The organism is Vibrio amylolyticus, from assembly GCF_023145695.1.
In the GTDB taxonomy this organism is placed as follows: domain Bacteria; phylum Pseudomonadota; class Gammaproteobacteria; order Enterobacterales; family Vibrionaceae; genus Vibrio; species Vibrio amylolyticus.
The window spans coordinates 129,520-146,998 of sequence record NZ_JAJHVV010000012.1 but is presented as its reverse complement, the minus strand read 5'-3'; the positions used below and the strand labels follow the sequence as shown (position 1 = coordinate 146,998).

Here is a 17,479-nt window from a genome sequence, read left to right as displayed (position 1 = left end):
GTTGGCCAAGACATCCACGGTCACGCTGTTGTTTTCATCAACGCTTCCCGTATCTACGTTTGCCACAGGCAAATCATTGGTGCCCGTTACTTCAATGGTAATGGTCTTCGCTTCACTAACAGCGTCTAAGTCATCGCTTGCTGTGTAAGTGAACGTCACCTCTCGTGACTCCCCCTCTGGCAATGCATCAAAGTCGGTGCCCGGCGTAAAGGTGTAACTGCCGTCTTTATTGAAGACTAAGCTTCCATTACCGTCACCTAACCCTTCAACCAAGGTGTAACCCTCTTCATCAAGGTTACCATCTACGTCCGTTGCAGCAGGAACTTGGCCTTCAAGTACCGTGTTTTCTTCTGTTATCGTCGTTGCATCTTCAGCAACAGGTAAGTCATTAACCGGATTAACCCCGATCTCAACAACAAGCGTATCGACACCACCTTGTCCATCAGTTACTTCAACGGTAAAGCTGTCTGGGCCGTTATAATTTTCGTTTGGAGTATATTCCCAAGAACCGTCTGGGTTAACCGTTACTATGCCGTTCGTTGGTGCTTCTGTTTGTGCATAAACAAGGCTATCGCCATTACTGTCTGTTGCGGTGAATTGTCCGCTGATTGGGGTATCTTCGTCGGTCGTGACGGCAAGGCTATCACCTTGATCGGTTCCCGTTGCGTCAACAAAGGTCGGGGCAAATTGACGAAATTGCTGAAGGAGAGTCAGGCTCTGGGTTTGAGAAAGGCCTAAAGCCTCTAAGCCTTGCGTATCAAAATCTGTTTTGGCAATGGTTTCGCTACCATCACGCTCTAAACTTGCAGAAGATGTTAAACTTGAACCTGAATTACCACCGGCGGCCGTTGCGAATTCTTCCCCTAACTGAGTCGGGTCTTGCCCTTCTTCTAAGGCAGCAAATATGTCTTCAATTTCTGCTGAAATATCTTGGTTTTCACCATTCTCTCCAACAATTTCAACTTGCAGAGGCTGTTGTGGCTGCTCTTCTAATGAACCATCACTCTTAATGAGTACCTCTCCCGGTAAAGGTTGTTCACCTTCACCCAATACTTTTAGATTTCCATTAATGTCTACAACCACTATTTGTCCAGCAGCCAAGTTGCTACCATTAATAAAAGTACCGATTCCCATATAAGCCTCTGCTTCGTCCAACTTTAAATACAGAAAGAGTCAAATTAATGACCCCATCAAAATTCCATTCATAACTGATATACATTACCATCAATACATAGCAAACAAAACTAAATACATAACATTTCAGCAACGCTGACCATGTCTTATATAGACACGCATCACACTCTTTAAATGAACCAAGATCACAAAATAAATTTGATCTACATTCCAAAATGCAGATTCTCAATATTGGTTAGAACAGGGTCTCAAATATGACACGCGTAACATAATTGTTACAGGAGAGTACTTAAACCATTAGTCTTTAAAATATTTTGTGTTACTTTATTGACGCGCGATATAATCGCGACTAACGATGTTGTTGTCCAAGGAGAGACAGAGTGAAGTGGAATAGAATAAGTGCAGTTAGCGCTCTAATCGCCATAAGTTTTCCAAGCCAAAGCCAAACCTTAGAGCAAGCTGTTGCTCATACATTAAAAACGAACCCTGAGATTAAAGCTGCCTTTAATGAATTTGTAAGTAAGCGATACCTCTCAGAGGCGTCTGGTGGTGCTTATCTACCAAGCATTGACTTAGACGCTGGCATTGGTTACGAAGGGATAAACCCCGTAAATGGCAACGATACTGACTTAACGAGAAAAGACGCCACGATTACGCTAACTCAATTGCTATGGGATGGCTCTTCGACTCTAAACGATATGGATCGAACAGCAGCCGATGCAGAGTCTATAAGGTTCCAATTACTCGCTGACGCACAAGATATGGCACTAGAAGTAACCAAGATTTACCTAGACTCTACAAAAGCCTACGAAATTCTTAGCCTGTCTGAAAGTAATCTAGCAAAGCATAAAGACATCTATAAAGACATTAAGAGGCGAGTAGAGTCAGGCATAGGTTCCACCGCTGACATGTCGCAAGTAGAAGCTCGTATTGCAAAAGCACACGGTAATTTGCTTGCTGCACAAAACAACCTTTTTGATGTCCATACGCAGTTTAAACGAATTGTTGGTCAAGCCCCTCTTGGTCTTACTTTCCCTATGGCTGATCAAATGGCGATTCCCTTAACAGTGGATGCCGCTGTTGATACTGCATTTCAACAACATCCTGTCATTAAGATCTCTCAAGCAGATATCGACTCAGCAAAGTTCCAATATGAGCAATCTAAAGGGGCGAACTACCCTACGCTTTCTATAGAAGCTGCTCAAACTTGGTACGATGATGCGGCCGGAATAGAAGGAAGTAGTGACGAGTTCTCTGCGATGCTACGTATGCGTTATAACTTATACAACGGTGGCTCTGATTCTGATCGTACTGAGAGTTACGCATATCAACTCAACAAAGCCAAGGACTTTAGAGATCGCACTTATCGAAGTGTTGAAGAAGGCTTGAGGCTTTCTTGGAGTGCCCTTGATTTAACCGTTCAGCAAAAAGAGTTCTTAGCTGACCATGTTGACTCTGCATCTGAAACCGTTATCTCTTATGAAAAACAATACGGTCTTGGAAAGCGCACATTACTTGATTTGCTCAACACAGAAAATGAATTGTTTGAAGCTCGTAAAGGCTATATTGATGCGAAATACGATGAACAATATGCGAAGTATCGTGTCATGAATGCGTCTGGTAACTTACTATCAGCTCTGCGAGTTTCAACTCCTGATGAATGGAATCAAAAGGTGGAGTACTAAAATGAAAAAGCACCTTATTGGCACACTTGTCGCCACTTATATTTTTACTGCTCCGGTTCTAGCAAGTGACGAGTACGAATACATTGAAACACCTGTCGCGATTCAAGTTGAAGATTTACTCGATGATGATAAGGACGGTGTAATCAACGCACGAGATCTTTGTGTTGAGACCCCTTTGGCTTCCGAAATTGATAATGATGGCTGTGAAACTCATGTCAAGACTGAAGAGCAGATGAAACTCAACATTCTGTTTGGTAATGATTCTGCTGAGTTAAACTCAGTCTTCTTAGGGCAAGTACGTGCTATGGCTGAGTTCTTAGAAGGTTACCCTTCTACGTCCATTGAGCTTCAAGGCTTCGCAAGTAAAACAGGTAGCGCAGAATACAACCTGAATCTATCCAAAAAGAGAGCGAATAGTATTAAAGATGCTCTTATCTCAAATGGTGTGAGCCATACTCGAATCACGATTGTCGGTTATGGCGATACCTCATTATCCGCCTTCGGTGATGATGAGCAAAGTCATGCACTGAATCGAAAGGTTGAGGCAACCGTTGTTGGTTATAAAGGTTCAGTAAAAGAAGCGTGGACGATTTTTAATAAGATTGCTAAATAGTCGGCAATCTACCATTAGAATAATTTCATTAAGGGCGCTATGCGTCCTTTTTTATTTTGTGCTCATTTTATAATGAGTTTAACCATCGAAAATGATAACCTAGCGCCGTCTAATCTATTGAGAACACTACCATGACTAAATTAACCGCTGATATCGAAGCTAACCTAGAGCTATTCATTGCTGAAACATGCCAGAACAAACTGGTTTGGGGCCTACGAAATGAAGAAGGTTGGTTAGCATGTGACTCTAGTGAGTTTGAACAAAGTGAAGTGATGCCGTTTTGGTCTTCAAAAGAAGATGCAAAGCACCACAATGTAGAAGAGTGGGCAGACTTCGAAGTTCTTGAGATTCCACTGGATATTTTTGTTGAAGATTGGCTTCTGACTCTGGCTGAAGACGGTGTACTTATTGGCACTAACTGGAATGAGTCATTAGAAGGTAAAGAAATTGAGCCTTCAGACTTAGCTAAGCTATATTTAGCAAAAGTAGCTAACTAAGCTAACTTATCTGCTTTATAAAAAACGTCGCCATTAGCGACGTTTTTTTGTATGTAACTTAAGCTTTACCAAGCCATTATCACTAGGAGTAACCAGCAACCTTTAGGGTATACTGACCCATGACCTTTTCTTTATTAAGTAGATACTCATCTAGGCCCGATTTTCGTAAATCACAAGATGGGCAGTCACCACAACCATCTCCTAGCACTCCGTTGTAACATGTCAGTGTGTTATTTCTAACGAGGTCTAGCGCTTCATACTTGTCGGCCATTGCCCAAGTTTCTGCTTTATTTAACCACATCAACGGCGTTGAGATTTCAAACTGTCGATCCATCCCTTGAACCAACGCTGTGTTCATTGATTTAACAAACTCATCACGACAGTCTGGGTAACCAGAAAAATCGGTTTCACAAACACCGGTAATAACCGTCTCTGCACCAATCTGATACGCATAGATTCCCGCTAAGGTCAGAAATAGAATATTGCGGCCAGGAACAAATGAGTTTGGCAAACCATTATCTTGAAGCTCGTGAGATACTGGAATATCGTCTCTAGTCAATGAACTGATCGCAAGCTCATTAAGAAGTGTCACATCCATTACTTTATGTGCCGCCACACCCAACTCTTTAGCTAGATTTTCAGCCACTTCAATTTCTAGTCGGTGCCTTTGTCCGTAGTCGAACGTAATCGCATGCACTTCATCAAATTCTTTAAGCGCCTTTACTAGGCAGGTCGTGGAGTCTTGCCCACCACTGAATACTACAACTGCTTTTTTCATTTCAATTTCCACTAGGCTCAATGCCCTTTCTATACCCCAATTTTCGTCCATAAGACAACTAGGCGATACTTAGATACTTATGCGTTTGAACAGAGAGACGCCAATTGCGCTTTACACACGTTTCAATACAAAGATCGGTCGCACGTGGTTTCTGGCTGATCGGTTGAAGCGCAATAACTGTTCTATCATCAATGTTACTTTGGCTAAGCAAGTCATCTAAATGATCGATATCTTTCTGTGTGGCTACAGGGTGTTTTATTTCATTAGCGCGCTCTAATGCACTCGTAATAATAGGCAGTTTGCCTTTCATTGCCACCTTTGGTGACACCGTAACCCATGTTTCTTCAGTCGCTTGAACTTCAGATGTACCACTTGTCTCAATTTGACACTGACATCCATGATCTTCAAATGCTTGAGTGAGCGGTCGTAGGTCATATATGCACGGCTCACCACCGGTGATGACAATATGCTTGGCATTGAAGCCTTGTTTAACATACACATCGACGATATCTGCTGCACTAACCCCACACCATGAAGGGCTATCTTCTGTTTTCACTAAGATTTCATTAAGTGGACGTTGATCTTCCTCCAACGCCTCCCATGTTTGTTTGGTGTCACACCAAGCACAACCAACTGGGCATTCTTGCAGCCTTACAAAAACGGAAGGAACGCCTGTAAAAAAGCCTTCACCCTGAATGGTTTCAAACATTTCATTTAACTTATACAACTTAGCTTACCCATGGTGTTTCAAACTAGGACGGAGACATTAAAGGAGTCTGTCTCGAAGGTCAAATTTTACCACTATCCGAACGGCTATTTCTGAATATGCATAGTCAACCTAGACGTCATATAACTATCACTAGCAGAACTGAAAAAATTTAATTAAGCTGCGCACATTGTGGTATTTTTTTTAGGTAAGTTATGTATAAGCTAATTGCGTTAGATATGGATGGCACACTTCTAAACAGTGACAAACAAATATCGAGCGATACAAAACGAGCAATCGCTTCTGCTCGTGAAAATGGAACCAAAGTTGTACTTGCTTCAGGTCGCCCTATTGATGGTATGGAAAGGCAACTCAATGAGCTTGGTATCGATGGCAACAACGAATTCGTCCTGTACTACAACGGCTCAATGGTTAAGGAGCTTGGAAGCCAAAAGGTCATTCATCGTAGAATCATTAATGGGAAAGCAGCTAAAGAAGTAGCACAACTTGCCAATCAACTTGGTCTAAATGTGCATGCCTTTAGTGAAGAGCATGGCCTAATCACTCCCGTTAATAGTGAATACACACAGTTAGAAGCCACGATCAATGGCCTTAATATTACAGAGATGAGTTTTGATGGCCTTAGCGATGATCACCCTATCATTAAGGTCATGATTGTCGGAGAGCCGTCAAAGTTAACCAAAGCAATCAAAGGCCTACACGCTGAACTTCATAGTCGCTATACCATTGTTCAAAGTGCCCCATTCTTCTTAGAGTTCTTGAATCTAGAGTCTAATAAAGGTCTAGGCATTAAAGCAATCGCTGACTATTTGCAAATCAGCGCGGAAGAAATCATCTGTGTTGGCGACGCAGAGAATGATAATCACATGATTAAATTTGCAGGACTAGGCGTTGCTATGAGTAACGCAATGGAAGAGACTAAAGCGCTGGCTGATTTCATTGCACCTAGTAATGATGAAGATGGCGTAGCCGCTGTCATTGACAAGTTTCTTCTCTCTCCCTGTGAGTAAACAATGGTTATAAACACTGGTAATGGAACTTTGTTACTCGGCACCAAACTAAAAGCGTCCTATCACTAATAAAGAGATAGAGCGCTTTTGTCATTTTGGAGATCAACCTACATCAATGTGAGCTAAATTTTCGAGCACATCCAACATAAGTGAGCATTAGTATAGGGAATCGGAATGACTCTATTACCAACGACATAACACTGCTGTAAGAGAAAAACGTTGCACCAAATAATATAAGTTGGTTTAGCAGCAGTAGCACAATAATCATCGAAATAATGTTCTTTAAAGATACGTTTTGCTTCTCTCTATCCAGCGTCATCACTAAGCCTGTTGCCGTCACGAGTACCGCTAACCACTCAGTAAACACTGGTAGTGGCCAAATAACGGTTAGAACAACCGCCACAAGCGTGAGAGATATCCATAACGCTCTTGAACATAATAAGGTTTGAACATCGACATCTGGTTTCGTGTCCAATCGGATGATATGCCACGCCACTAAAACACCAAGCACAGCACCAATAACCATATCCCATATCAATGCCGTCCCACTATAGAACTTGAATACACTCAATATAGCGATAAACAATCCAAAACCTATCACCAACGTCTTTTTAAATTCAGGCTCAATTTTTCGTAGTAATAACGTAAACACCGTAAACCACACAGCGATAGGCAAGCTCGGGAAGCTAAAGCCATAGCTGTGCATCATATTAATAGATGGCATATAAGCATGTGGTCGTGGTATTGAGAATCCCTGTTGTGCCACAAGGCTTAATAGCGATGTCACAGTAATCGCAAAGAAAACTTTATAACTAAACTCTTTACCAAATCGCCATAACAGAAGTGGAAATGCGACTAACAGTACCCAAGGCTTAATCAATTGACCGACTAGAGTATTAACGAAGCCCACACTATTTTTAATAAATGTTGGCGCCCCTGAGATGGTTTGCTGCAGGGTCAAAACCCAACTTAACTGGGCTTGATTAAGAGCGGGGGCTGCTTCAATCAAATTACCGACATAAGTAACTGATTGTTCAGTAGACGCTGAATATAATGTTTTTATCGCATCCCACTGTTCTGGATAACGGTAGCGTTCGTATGGAAGCTTTGTCGGAGATAGCAGCATGGCACTTGAAACTTCTACACCATAGTGTGGCGCGAACCATATTGGCATTGTGTTGCCGTCAAAGTCATTATTAAACTCGTAGGCGATGATTTCAGATTCAGAAACACAATCGTAGATAACGGCGGTGTCAGTGTAGCCAAGCACATCACCAACCGTGACGACTAGCCCTGTCTCTTCCCAGGTTTCGCGCTGCGCGGTCAAGCTAGGTGCTTCCCCCGGGTTAATAGTGCCACCGGGTAATGATATTTTTTTGGTTAATATTTCATTCACAAGCACGATTTTATCATCGGCATTAACAATACATAGTGCGCCACGAATTGAATCTGGCATATCTGAAGCTATTGAAAAAGATGAAAATACTAATGAGAAACTACTTAATATAAGCAATAGCATTCGCTTAATCACGTTAAAACCCTTCCATATGTAAAAACTAAATGTGTTGTTTATATCGATTTACGCAACCAGTGGATATGATGATCAAACCCCAACTGCTGATAAAACTTTTGCGCCGAAGAATTAAATTCCCAAACTTCAACGAAAATTTGAGCAACGCCGTACTCTTTAAAACGTTGATGTAATGTAGAGCAAAGCTGATTGGCAATATGTTGATGCCTGTACGCTTTACGAACATAGAGCTCATCGATACTTCCCATTTGAACCGGTTTACTGACGCTTGAAACCAACTCGCTAAAATGCCCAGTAATAAACCCAACGATGTTGTTCTCTACCTTGGCAACAAAAACCAAACACTCAGGATCATCAAGATAGCGAGAAATACTTTTCTCTTGTTCAATATCATGGGCGGTTTTAAAAAATTCAGGACAGGCAAGATGGTGCTCATCATGAAGCTCAAACATCATCGCATTCAATTCTTCGATGTCTGACATCTGACCGGCGGAGATTGTTATTGATAGCATAATATTTTCGCGACACAAATAAAGTAATAATAATTCCGATTGTATAGAAACTTACGTGAAAAAGCCCCTTAAAATCGGGGCTTAGTTTGAGTTCATTACACATTGAGCCACGACAAGCGCTAAGATTCAGACTCCGTCAACGCTTGCTCTATCTCTTGCAAACTACCGGGGTCATCAATGGTTGATGGTACGGTGTATTGCTCTCCATCAGCAATTTGCCTTATCACTCGACGAAGTATTTTTCCTGATCGCGTTTTAGGTAAACGATCTACAACTAACGCCTGTTTAAAGCAAGCAACAGCGCCAATTTCATTCCTCACCTTGCCAACTAGCTCATCTTTCAATTCACCATCACTGACTTTTGCACCATCTTTTAATACCACTAACCCAAGCGGCAGTTGACCTTTTAGGTCATCATGAATGCCAACAACGGCACACTCAGCAACGGCAGGGTGCCCACCCACAATCTCTTCCATCTCCCCTGTTGATAAACGATGCCCTGCAACGTTAATCACATCATCAATCCGCCCCATAATGAACAGATATCCGTCATCATCTAAGTAACCGCCATCTCCTGATACATAATAACCAGGGCACTGGCTAAGGTAACCAGATTCAAATCTATCATGATTTCGCCAGACAGTCGGTAAGCAACCAGGAGGTAACGGCCTCTTAAGCGCCACAAATCCTTGTTGATTAGGTGGTAACGTATCACCGATTTCATTGAGTACTTCCACTTGGTAGCCGGGGACTGGCTTTGTAGACGACCCTGCTTTCACTGCCATCTTTTCAATACCTAATGGATTACTCGCTATCGCCCACCCTGTTTCGGTTTGCCACCAATGATCGATAACGGGCTTGTCCGTTTTTGACGTGACCCAATCTAATGTCGGTGGATCTAATCGCTCCCCCGCCATATAGATCGTTTTTAGGTTTGATAAATCATACTGTGCCAAGAGTTGTGCATCAGAGTCCTCTTTTTTTATCGCCCTAAATGCGGTTGGAGCGGAAAAAAGCACATCCACTTTGTACTCTTCACAAACTCGCCAAAAAGCCCCGGAGTCTGGTGTTCTAACAGGCTTTCCTTCATACAATATGCTCGTACATCCATGGATCAACGGGCCATAAACGATGTATGAATGTCCAACCACCCAACCAACGTCTGAAGCCGCCCAAAATACACCATCTTGAGGCATGTCATAAATCGCACCCATTGAATATTTCATGGCAACGGCATGACCCCCGTTATCACGAACAACACCTTTTGGTTTTCCTGTCGTACCTGAGGTATAAAGTATGTATAAAGGGTCAGTAGACAAGACGGGCACACATGCGTGCGGTTGTGCTTTCGCTATATGTGTATGCCAATCAATATCTCGATCTGGGTTTAATTCAGCAATGCACTGCTCTCTTTGGACCACCACCACCGTCTCGGGCTTCCAACGACTGTCCATTATGGCTTTATCCACCAACGGTTTATAAGGCAGAATTTTGTTAATTTCAATGCCACACGACGCGGTGATGATCGCTTTGGGCTCTGCATCTTCAATACGCACTGCAAGCTCACTTGGCGCGAATCCACCAAATACAACTGAGTGTATCGCCCCTATGCGTGCACAAGCCAACATCGCCATCGCCGCTTCGGGAATCATTGGCATGTAAATAACCACACGGTCACCCTTAGCCACTCCGCGTTCAGCTAACATTCCTGCTACTTTTGACACTTGTTCACAAAGCTCTTCGTAGCTGTAGCTTCGTTTAGTTTCGGTAACGGGAGAGTCATAAATGAGTGCGGTTTGATCACCTCTTCCATTTTCGCAATGATGATCTAGAGCAAGCCAGCAAGTGTTCAAGACCCCATCAGGAAACCAGCGTTCAATACCGTGTTCATCATTTTGTAGAATAGTTTTAGGAGGCTCAAACCAATCAACCTTTTCAGCTTGCTCACCCCAAAATAACGTTGGATCATTTTTAGCTAGGCCATACTCTTTTTCATATGCAGAGGTTGCATTGATTAAGCCTTGCTCTATTGTTTGTGACGTCATAGCGCACTTCCTCCATGAATTAAATTTTCGTTATTTCGAAACATCGAAAGGAACACGGACGGATCCTTCCATTAATACACGGGCGCTACGACTCATTGTCGCCCTCTCTACTACCCAGCCTTGCTCACTGTTACTTGCTTTCGCCCCTACTTTTAAGATCCCTGATGGATGACCAAAAGTGACAGACTCTCGGTGCTCCCCTCCTGCTGCTCTATTGACCAACGTACCGTGCACACATGCCGCAGAGGCAATAGCAACGGCAGCCGTACCCATCATCGCATGATGGAGCTTGCCCATGGAAAGCGCTCTAACCACGACATCCGCATCGTTCGTAGATATTACTTTGCCACTAGAACTTACGTAACGCTTAGGCTCAGACACAAAGGCAACTTTCGGTGTATGCTGGCGAGAAGCGGCCTCATCGATATGTTCAATTAAGCCCATTTTTACTGCGCCATAAGCTCGAATAGACTCGAACATAGAAAGCGCTTTTTCGTCACCATTGATCTCTTCTTGTAGTTCGATTCCTTGATAACCAATCGCGCTAGCTTCGACAAATATCGTTGGAATACCCGCGTTAATAAGCGTTACTTCCAATTGTCCAAGCTCAGGCACATACAGTTCATCAATGACATTGCCAGTAGGAAACATCGACCCTTCACCATCAGCAGGGTCGATAAAATCAACTTGAATCTCAGCGGCTGGAAATGTCACACCATCGAGTTCAAAATCACCTAGCTCTTGAACCTCTCCATTTCGTATGGGGACATGCACAATAATCGTCTTACTAATATTGGCTTGCCATACACGAACCGCGACCACACCATCAAGCGGAATGCGAGATTCATCGACAAGCCCAGAGTGAATTGCAAACGGCCCTACAGCTGCTGACAGATTGCCACAATTACCACTCCAATCGACAAAAGGTGAATCAATAGAGATCTGGCCGAATAAGTAATCAACATCGTGATCCATGCTAGCGCTTTTCGAGACAATCACTGTTTTACTGGTGCTCGATGTAGCGCCCCCCATACCATCAGTCTGTTTACCATAAGGGTCAGGGCTGCCAATGATTCTTAGTAACAGTTCATCTCTCGTCTTCCCCGCAACTTGAGCCTCTTGAGGAAGGTCTTCAAGGTTAAAAAACACACCTTTACTCGTACCCCCACGCATATACGTTGCTGGGATTTTGATCTGTTTTAAACACATATCATCACTCCCTTATTTAGATAAAAAGTCTTTAGCAAAGCGCTGTAAAACACCCCCGGCTTGATACACTCTTACTTCATCTTCGGTATCCAATCGGCACGTCACAACAATCTCTAACTTCTCACCATTACTGCGAGTAACAACCAGCGTTAAATCTGAACCAGCTTGAACATTTCCAATTACGTCATAAAGTTCTGTACCATCCAATTTGAAGGTGTTGCGGTTCTCCTCTGGCTTAAACTCCAACGGTAATACCCCCATCCCCACAAGGTTAGTTCGATGTATTCGCTCAAACCCTTCGGCAACAATCACTTCAACGCCTGCCAGACGAACGCCTTTAGCCGCCCAATCTCTTGATGAACCTTGCCCATAGTCTGCCCCAGCAACCACGATTAAAGGCTGTTGTCTTTCCATGTAGGTTTCAATCGCTTCCCACATTCGACTCACCTTACCCTCTGGTTCGATTCGAGCGAGCGAGCCTTGCACAACCTCCCCACCTTCCTTAACCATTTCGTTAAACAGTTTGGGGTTCGCAAATGTCGCTCTCTGCGCCGTTAAGTGATCACCTCGATGTGTTGCATAAGAGTTGAAATCCTCTTCAGGGACGTCCATTTTCGCTAGGTACTCACCCGCAGCGCTTGAAGCTAGAATGGCATTTGAAGGAGATAAATGATCTGTTGTGATGTTGTCACCCAGTATGGCCAATGGCCTCATCGCTTTAAGCGTTCTTTCACCCGCTAACGCACCTTCCCAGTATGGAGGGCGACGAATGTAAGTACTCTTTGGTCGCCAGTCGTACAATGGAGAAATGCTCGTTTGTTGTTCTTCAAGCTTGAACATTTGTATATAAATTTGCTTAAACTGCTCAGGCTTCACATGACGATTAACCACCTCATCAATCTGCTCATCACTCGGCCATAAATCATTGAGGTAAATTGGATTACCTCTATCATCAATTCCTAATCTGTCTTTCTCTATATCAAATCTTATCGTTCCTGCTAATGCATACGCGACGATCAAAGGCGGGGATGCTAAAAACGCCTGTTTGGCATAAGGGTGAATTCGACCGTCAAAGTTTCGATTCCCAGAAAGAACAGCCGTAGTGTAGAGATCACGCTCGATAATTTCTTGTTGAATTGAAGGCTCCAGTGCGCCACTCATCCCATTGCAAGTGGTACAGGCGTAGCCCACAATACCAAAGCCTAATGACTCCATTTCCGCTAATAACCCCGCCTCTTCTAGGTAGAGCTTCGCTACTTTTGAACCCGGTGCGAAGGATGTTTTCACCCAAGGCTTTCTAGTCAAACCTAATTCATTGGCTTTTTTCGCGACGAGTCCTGCGGCGACAAGGTTTCTTGGATTACTGGTATTAGTACAAGAGGTGATCGCTGCGATGATAACAGCGCCATCAGGCATTCCGTCACTGCACTCTTGCAGCGTGTCCTGATCCTGCCTTTTTCCGGCAATACCCCGTTGAGTCAATTCTGATGTGGGTAGAAGGCGATGTGGATTCGACGGCCCCGCCATATTCCTCTGGACACTTGGTAGGTCAAACGCCAACACTCTTTCATATTGCGCGTCACTTAGATCATCGGCCCACAAACCACAATGTTTTGCGTATTTTTCAACTAACGCGACTTGCTCTGGTTCTCTGCCTGTTAATTTCAAATACTTAATGGTTTGTTCATCGATATAAAACATCCCTGCCGTGGCACCGTATTCTGGCGTCATATTCGATATTGTTGCACGGTCACCGATGGTTAGGTCTTTTACTCCTTCACCAAAAAACTCGAGGTAACAAGAGACAACACGTTCAGCTCTTAAAAACTGAGTAATCGCGAGAACGATGTCTGTGGCGGTAATACCAGGATTACGCTTGCCCACGAGCTTCACCCCAACAATATCTGGAAGCCGCATCATCGAAGGTCGCCCAAGCATTACCGTTTCTGCTTCTAATCCCCCAACACCAATGGCGAGAACGCCTAAAGCATCGACATGAGGAGTATGACTGTCAGTACCAACACAAGTATCTGGGTAGGCAATGCCGCCTTTCGCTTGGATGACAGGAGACATCTTCTCGAGATTAATTTGATGCATGATGCCGTTACCGGCAGGAATCACACTGACATTTTTAAATGCGCTTTTACACCACTCTATAAAGTGAAAGCGATCTTCATTGCGTCGTTCTTCTATTGCTCTATTTTTGTTAAATGCCTCTGCATCAAACCCCGCATGTTCCACCGCAAGTGAGTGGTCAACAATAAGCTGTGTTTCCACAACTGGATTAACGTTCGATGGATCGCCTCCTTGGTCGGCAATCGCATCTCTCAAGCCTGCGAGATCCACTAAAGCGGTTTGCCCTAGTATGTCATGGCAAACTACCCTTGCTGGATACCATGGGAAATCCAAATCGGATTTTCTCTCGATCAGCTGATACAAACTCTTTGTGAGTTGCTCAGGGTCACAACGCCTTACGAGTTGCTCAGCAAGAATTCTTGAAGTATAAGGCAGCGTTTTATACGCACCTTCTGAGATTGAATCAACCGCTTCTCGCGCGTCAAAATAGTCTAGGTCTGTTTCCGGAAGTGGCTTACGATACTGCCGATTTATCGCTAGTTTTTCTGTATTTAAGTCGTTCATTACGTCCGTCCATTAATCGCTATATATCATCCTAATAGAGCTACACAAGCTCCATAGGACTGACTTCAATTAACGCCATAAATCAGGCTAATTGCGCTCGTTAATTGGTAACCATTCTTGATGCTCTGGACCATCATAGTCAGCGCTAGGACGAATAATTCGGTTGTTCACTCTCTGCTCGTACACATGGGCAGCCCAACCCGTTAAACGACTCATTACGAATATTGGTGTAAACAGCTTTGTTGGAATATCCATAAAGTGATAAGCAGAGGCATGGAAGAAGTCGGCGTTACAAAATAACCCCTTTTCTCTTTTCATTACGCTTTCTACACGCTCTGAAACAGGATAAAGACGTGTATCTCCAACCGCGTGTGACAACTCTTTAGACCAGCGTTTGATCAGTGCATTTCGAGGATCGCTCTCTCGATACACGGCGTGGCCAAAGCCCATAATTTTGTCTTTATTGCCCAACATTTGCATGATTTTCTCTTCAGCTTCATCTGCGCTTTTCCAATCCTTAATCATATCCATTGCCGCTTCGTTCGCTCCGCCATGCAGTGGACCGCGTAAAGTACCAATAGCCGCGGTAATGCAAGAGTGAATATCCGATAATGTCGACGCACAAACTCGGCCAGCAAATGTCGATGCGTTAAATTCATGCTCTGCATATAAGATGAGTGAACAGTGCATCACTTTTTTATGCAGTTCTGTGGGTGATTTACCTGTTAGCATCTTAAGAAAGTATCCGCCTATGCAATCTTCACTCTCATCCTTGGTTTCAATTTTCACACCTTCATGGCTGTATCGATACCAATAACAGATAATGGCGGGAAACAATGCCAACATGCGCTCAGTGGCTGCTTGTTGCTCACTGAAATCACTTTCCTGTTCTAAGTTCCCCAGAACCGAGCAACCCGTTCGCATCACATCCATTGGATGTGCGTCAGCAGGAATCAACTCTAACGCCTCCTTAAGCGCTTCTGGTAGTCCTCTTAAACCTGTAAGTAGATTCTTGTAATCATCAAGCTCTTTTTGATTCGGTAAATGGCCGCGAAGTAGTAAGTGTGCCACCTCTTCAAACTGGGCATTGTTAGCGAGATCGGTGATATCGTAACCACGATACGTCAGCCCCGTCCCTGATACCCCAACGGTACATAAGGAGGTTGTACCTGCGCTTTGGCCACGAAGACCCGCCCCCCCTATCGCTAGCTTTTTAGCGACTGATTTTTTTTGGGCATCTGATGCTTGTTTATCGACAGAAGCAGTAGAAGACATAATGAACTCCTTTTCTTTGTTAGTTCACAAGTGCTCTTTGGCACGTTCTGATGAGCTAACAATTTCACATTATTGGATTAGGTTAGTTTACTCTTAACCAGAGACTGTTTAACTATGAAGAGAAACTGGTTTACTCTTTGTTAGAGAACAGTTGATCAAGTTTGTTTTCATAGTCATGATAATTTAAATGTTCATATAGCTCTTTTCTCGTCTGCATTGAGTCAATCAGTACTTCTTGATTTCCTTCAGTGAGTAAATGCTTGTACACCATCTCTGCCGCTTTGTTCATTGCTCTAAAAGCACTTAGTGGATACAACACCATATCAACACTCGACTTCGCTAACTCTTGACAGTTATAGAGTGGTGTTTGACCAAACTCGGTGATGTTGGCAAGAATTGGAACATGTTTCCCAGTGGCTGATTTTAAAGCGCCTGAGAACTGTACGTACTGATCCAGTTTGTTCATCGCTTCAGGGAAAATCATATCGGCACCCGCTTCAACGCAAGCAATAGCTCTCTCGATAGCGCTATCAATGCCCTCAACGGCCAATGCATCCGTTCGAGCCATAATGACAAATTCACTCTCGTCACGTGCATCCGTTGCCGCTTTGATTCGGTCCACCATTTCTTGTTGGCTTACTATCGCCTTGTTTGGACGATGACCACAGCGCTTCTGAGCAACTTGGTCTTCCATATGTACCGCTGCTGCCCCTGCTTTTTCCATTGCTTTAATGGTTCGAGAAATATTGAATGCCCCACCAAACCCGGTATCAATATCGACTAGCAGTGGTAAGTCGCAAGCATTAGTGACACGTTCAACATCCACTAACACATCATTAAGCGTTGTGATTCCAAGGTCAGGCAGTCCGTATGAAGCATTCGCTATTCCACCACCAGAAAGGTAGATAGCTTGATGCCCCAAGTTTTTCGCCATCATTGCGCAGTAAGGGTTGACGGTTCCGACTATCTGTAACGGATCATTTTTCTCTACGGCAAGTCTGAACTTCGCCCCCGGTGATTGTTTCATGATTACACTCCCTCTTCATAACACTGTTTTATTTCGCTTTATGGTTTATTTGTTATTTAACGACTGGTGATGAAATCTGTTTTTCAATTAGCATTCTGCTCCCTGATATGTGTCTTCTCATCAACATCTCTGCGAGTTCTTCATCTCGATTACGTATCGCTTGTAGAATGTACTTATGCTCTTCTAATGCTTCATTTGGGCGTGATTGTGATCTTGGTGATTGATAACGATACATACGAAGCAAGTGATAAAGCTCATCGCACAAGAGTGAGATTAATTTACTATTTCGGCTCGCCTTAATGATGCGATAATGGAAGTCAAAGTCACCATGTTGATGAAAGTAGGATGCACCATCAACCTCACGAATATGCTTGGAGTGAGTGGCGAGAACACCTTCAAGTTGCACGATCTCATCTTCAGTTATATGCCTTGCGGCTAAACGCGCTGCCATTCCCTCTAGGGACTCACGTACTTCATAAAGCTCTAATAGTTTGTCTTCCGAAAAAGTGATGACTCGCGCACCGACATGGGGGATTCGCTCAATGAGCCCTAACCCTTCAACACGCATGATTGCCTCACGTAGTGGGCCTCGACTTACTTCAAAGCGCTTCGCTAGTTCAGGCTCAGAGATCTTACTTCCGGGAAGAATGTCTCCCCCTACAATGGCTTCAATTAAATACTCGGTCAGGTTCTCTGACTTCGTCATCTCTTTTTCTTTATTCAATACGTCCATAAGCAATATCATTCTCAATGGCTTGCGACTTAAAGTGTCAACAATATTAATTTCTGACTATAA

The 17,479-nt window shown here is 43.6% G+C and carries 15 protein-coding genes; 4 read left to right on the top strand and 11 right to left on the bottom strand.

Translation table 11 applies throughout. The annotated features are described in order from the left end of the window. The coding region (locus KP803_RS18060) for a tandem-95 repeat protein (protein WP_248010261.1) at positions 1-1,134 on the bottom strand (1,134 nt) is incomplete at its 3' end. Between the two features lie 380 nt (positions 1,135-1,514). Here KP803_RS18060 and KP803_RS18055 point away from each other — a divergent pair. The 3 genes from KP803_RS18055 (at position 1,515) to KP803_RS18045 (ending at position 3,929) form a co-directional block, all read left to right on the top strand. After that, complete coding sequence (locus KP803_RS18055; protein ID WP_248010260.1) at positions 1,515-2,819, top strand: TolC family outer membrane protein; 1,305 nt, start codon at positions 1,515-1,517, stop codon at positions 2,817-2,819. 1 nt (position 2,820) lies between these two features. Continuing rightward, positions 2,821-3,432, top strand: coding sequence for an OmpA family protein (locus KP803_RS18050; RefSeq protein WP_248010259.1), 612 nt, complete (start codon positions 2,821-2,823; stop codon positions 3,430-3,432). 131 nt (positions 3,433-3,563) lie between these two features. Continuing rightward, positions 3,564-3,929: a DUF2750 domain-containing protein gene (locus KP803_RS18045; RefSeq protein ID WP_248010258.1), complete on the top strand. Its 366-nt coding sequence runs from the start codon at positions 3,564-3,566 to the stop codon at positions 3,927-3,929. A gap of 82 nt (positions 3,930-4,011) precedes the next feature. Here the strand turns inward: KP803_RS18045 and queC are convergent, their stop codons facing one another. Together queC and queE are read right to left on the bottom strand one after the other, a co-directional pair. Then, complete coding sequence (gene queC / locus KP803_RS18040; protein WP_248010257.1) at positions 4,012-4,707, bottom strand: 7-cyano-7-deazaguanine synthase QueC; 696 nt, start codon at positions 4,705-4,707, stop codon at positions 4,012-4,014. A gap of 58 nt (positions 4,708-4,765) precedes the next feature. Next, complete coding sequence (gene queE / locus KP803_RS18035) at positions 4,766-5,416, bottom strand: 7-carboxy-7-deazaguanine synthase QueE (protein ID WP_248010256.1); 651 nt, start codon at positions 5,414-5,416, stop codon at positions 4,766-4,768. Positions 5,417-5,628: 212 nt separating this feature from the next. On the opposite strand from queE, the gene KP803_RS18030 reads away from it, so the two are divergent. Continuing rightward, positions 5,629-6,444: a Cof-type HAD-IIB family hydrolase gene (locus KP803_RS18030; RefSeq protein WP_248010255.1), complete on the top strand. Its 816-nt coding sequence runs from the start codon at positions 5,629-5,631 to the stop codon at positions 6,442-6,444. 112 nt (positions 6,445-6,556) lie between these two features. On the opposite strand, the gene KP803_RS18025 is transcribed toward KP803_RS18030, so the two are convergent. From KP803_RS18025 to KP803_RS17990, 8 genes are all read right to left on the bottom strand, one after another. Further along, positions 6,557-7,975 carry a bifunctional NUDIX hydrolase/phosphatase PAP2 family protein gene (locus tag KP803_RS18025; RefSeq protein ID WP_248010254.1) on the bottom strand — a complete coding sequence of 473 codons (1,419 nt, stop codon included), beginning with the start codon at positions 7,973-7,975 and terminating at the stop codon, positions 6,557-6,559. 38 nt (positions 7,976-8,013) lie between these two features. Next, the gene (locus tag KP803_RS18020) at positions 8,014-8,487 is read right to left on the bottom strand and encodes a GNAT family N-acetyltransferase (protein WP_248010253.1); all 474 of its coding nucleotides are present in this window, start codon (positions 8,485-8,487) and stop codon (positions 8,014-8,016) included. Positions 8,488-8,606: 119 nt separating this feature from the next. After that, entirely contained in the window at positions 8,607-10,532 is a 1,926-nt protein-coding gene (locus KP803_RS18015) for a propionyl-CoA synthetase (protein ID WP_248010252.1), read from the bottom strand. A 30-nt stretch (positions 10,533-10,562) separates the two neighbouring features. Then, on the bottom strand, positions 10,563-11,741 hold the full coding sequence (prpF, locus tag KP803_RS18010; RefSeq protein WP_248010251.1) for a 2-methylaconitate cis-trans isomerase PrpF: 1,179 nt from the start codon (positions 11,739-11,741) through the stop codon (positions 10,563-10,565). 12 nt (positions 11,742-11,753) lie between these two features. Beyond that, positions 11,754-14,381 (bottom strand): Fe/S-dependent 2-methylisocitrate dehydratase AcnD, encoded by a 2,628-nt coding sequence (gene acnD / locus KP803_RS18005; protein ID WP_248010250.1) that lies wholly within the window; start codon positions 14,379-14,381, stop codon positions 11,754-11,756. Between the two features lie 87 nt (positions 14,382-14,468). After that, positions 14,469-15,656 carry a bifunctional 2-methylcitrate synthase/citrate synthase gene (gene prpC / locus KP803_RS18000; RefSeq protein WP_248010249.1) on the bottom strand — a complete coding sequence of 396 codons (1,188 nt, stop codon included), beginning with the start codon at positions 15,654-15,656 and terminating at the stop codon, positions 14,469-14,471. 130 nt (positions 15,657-15,786) lie between these two features. Continuing rightward, positions 15,787-16,683, bottom strand: coding sequence for a methylisocitrate lyase (prpB, locus tag KP803_RS17995; RefSeq protein ID WP_248010248.1), 897 nt, complete (start codon positions 16,681-16,683; stop codon positions 15,787-15,789). A gap of 52 nt (positions 16,684-16,735) precedes the next feature. Beyond that, positions 16,736-17,416, bottom strand: a complete 681-nt coding sequence (locus KP803_RS17990) for a GntR family transcriptional regulator (RefSeq protein ID WP_248010247.1) — start codon at positions 17,414-17,416, stop codon at positions 16,736-16,738. Positions 17,417-17,479 lie beyond the last annotated feature (63 nt).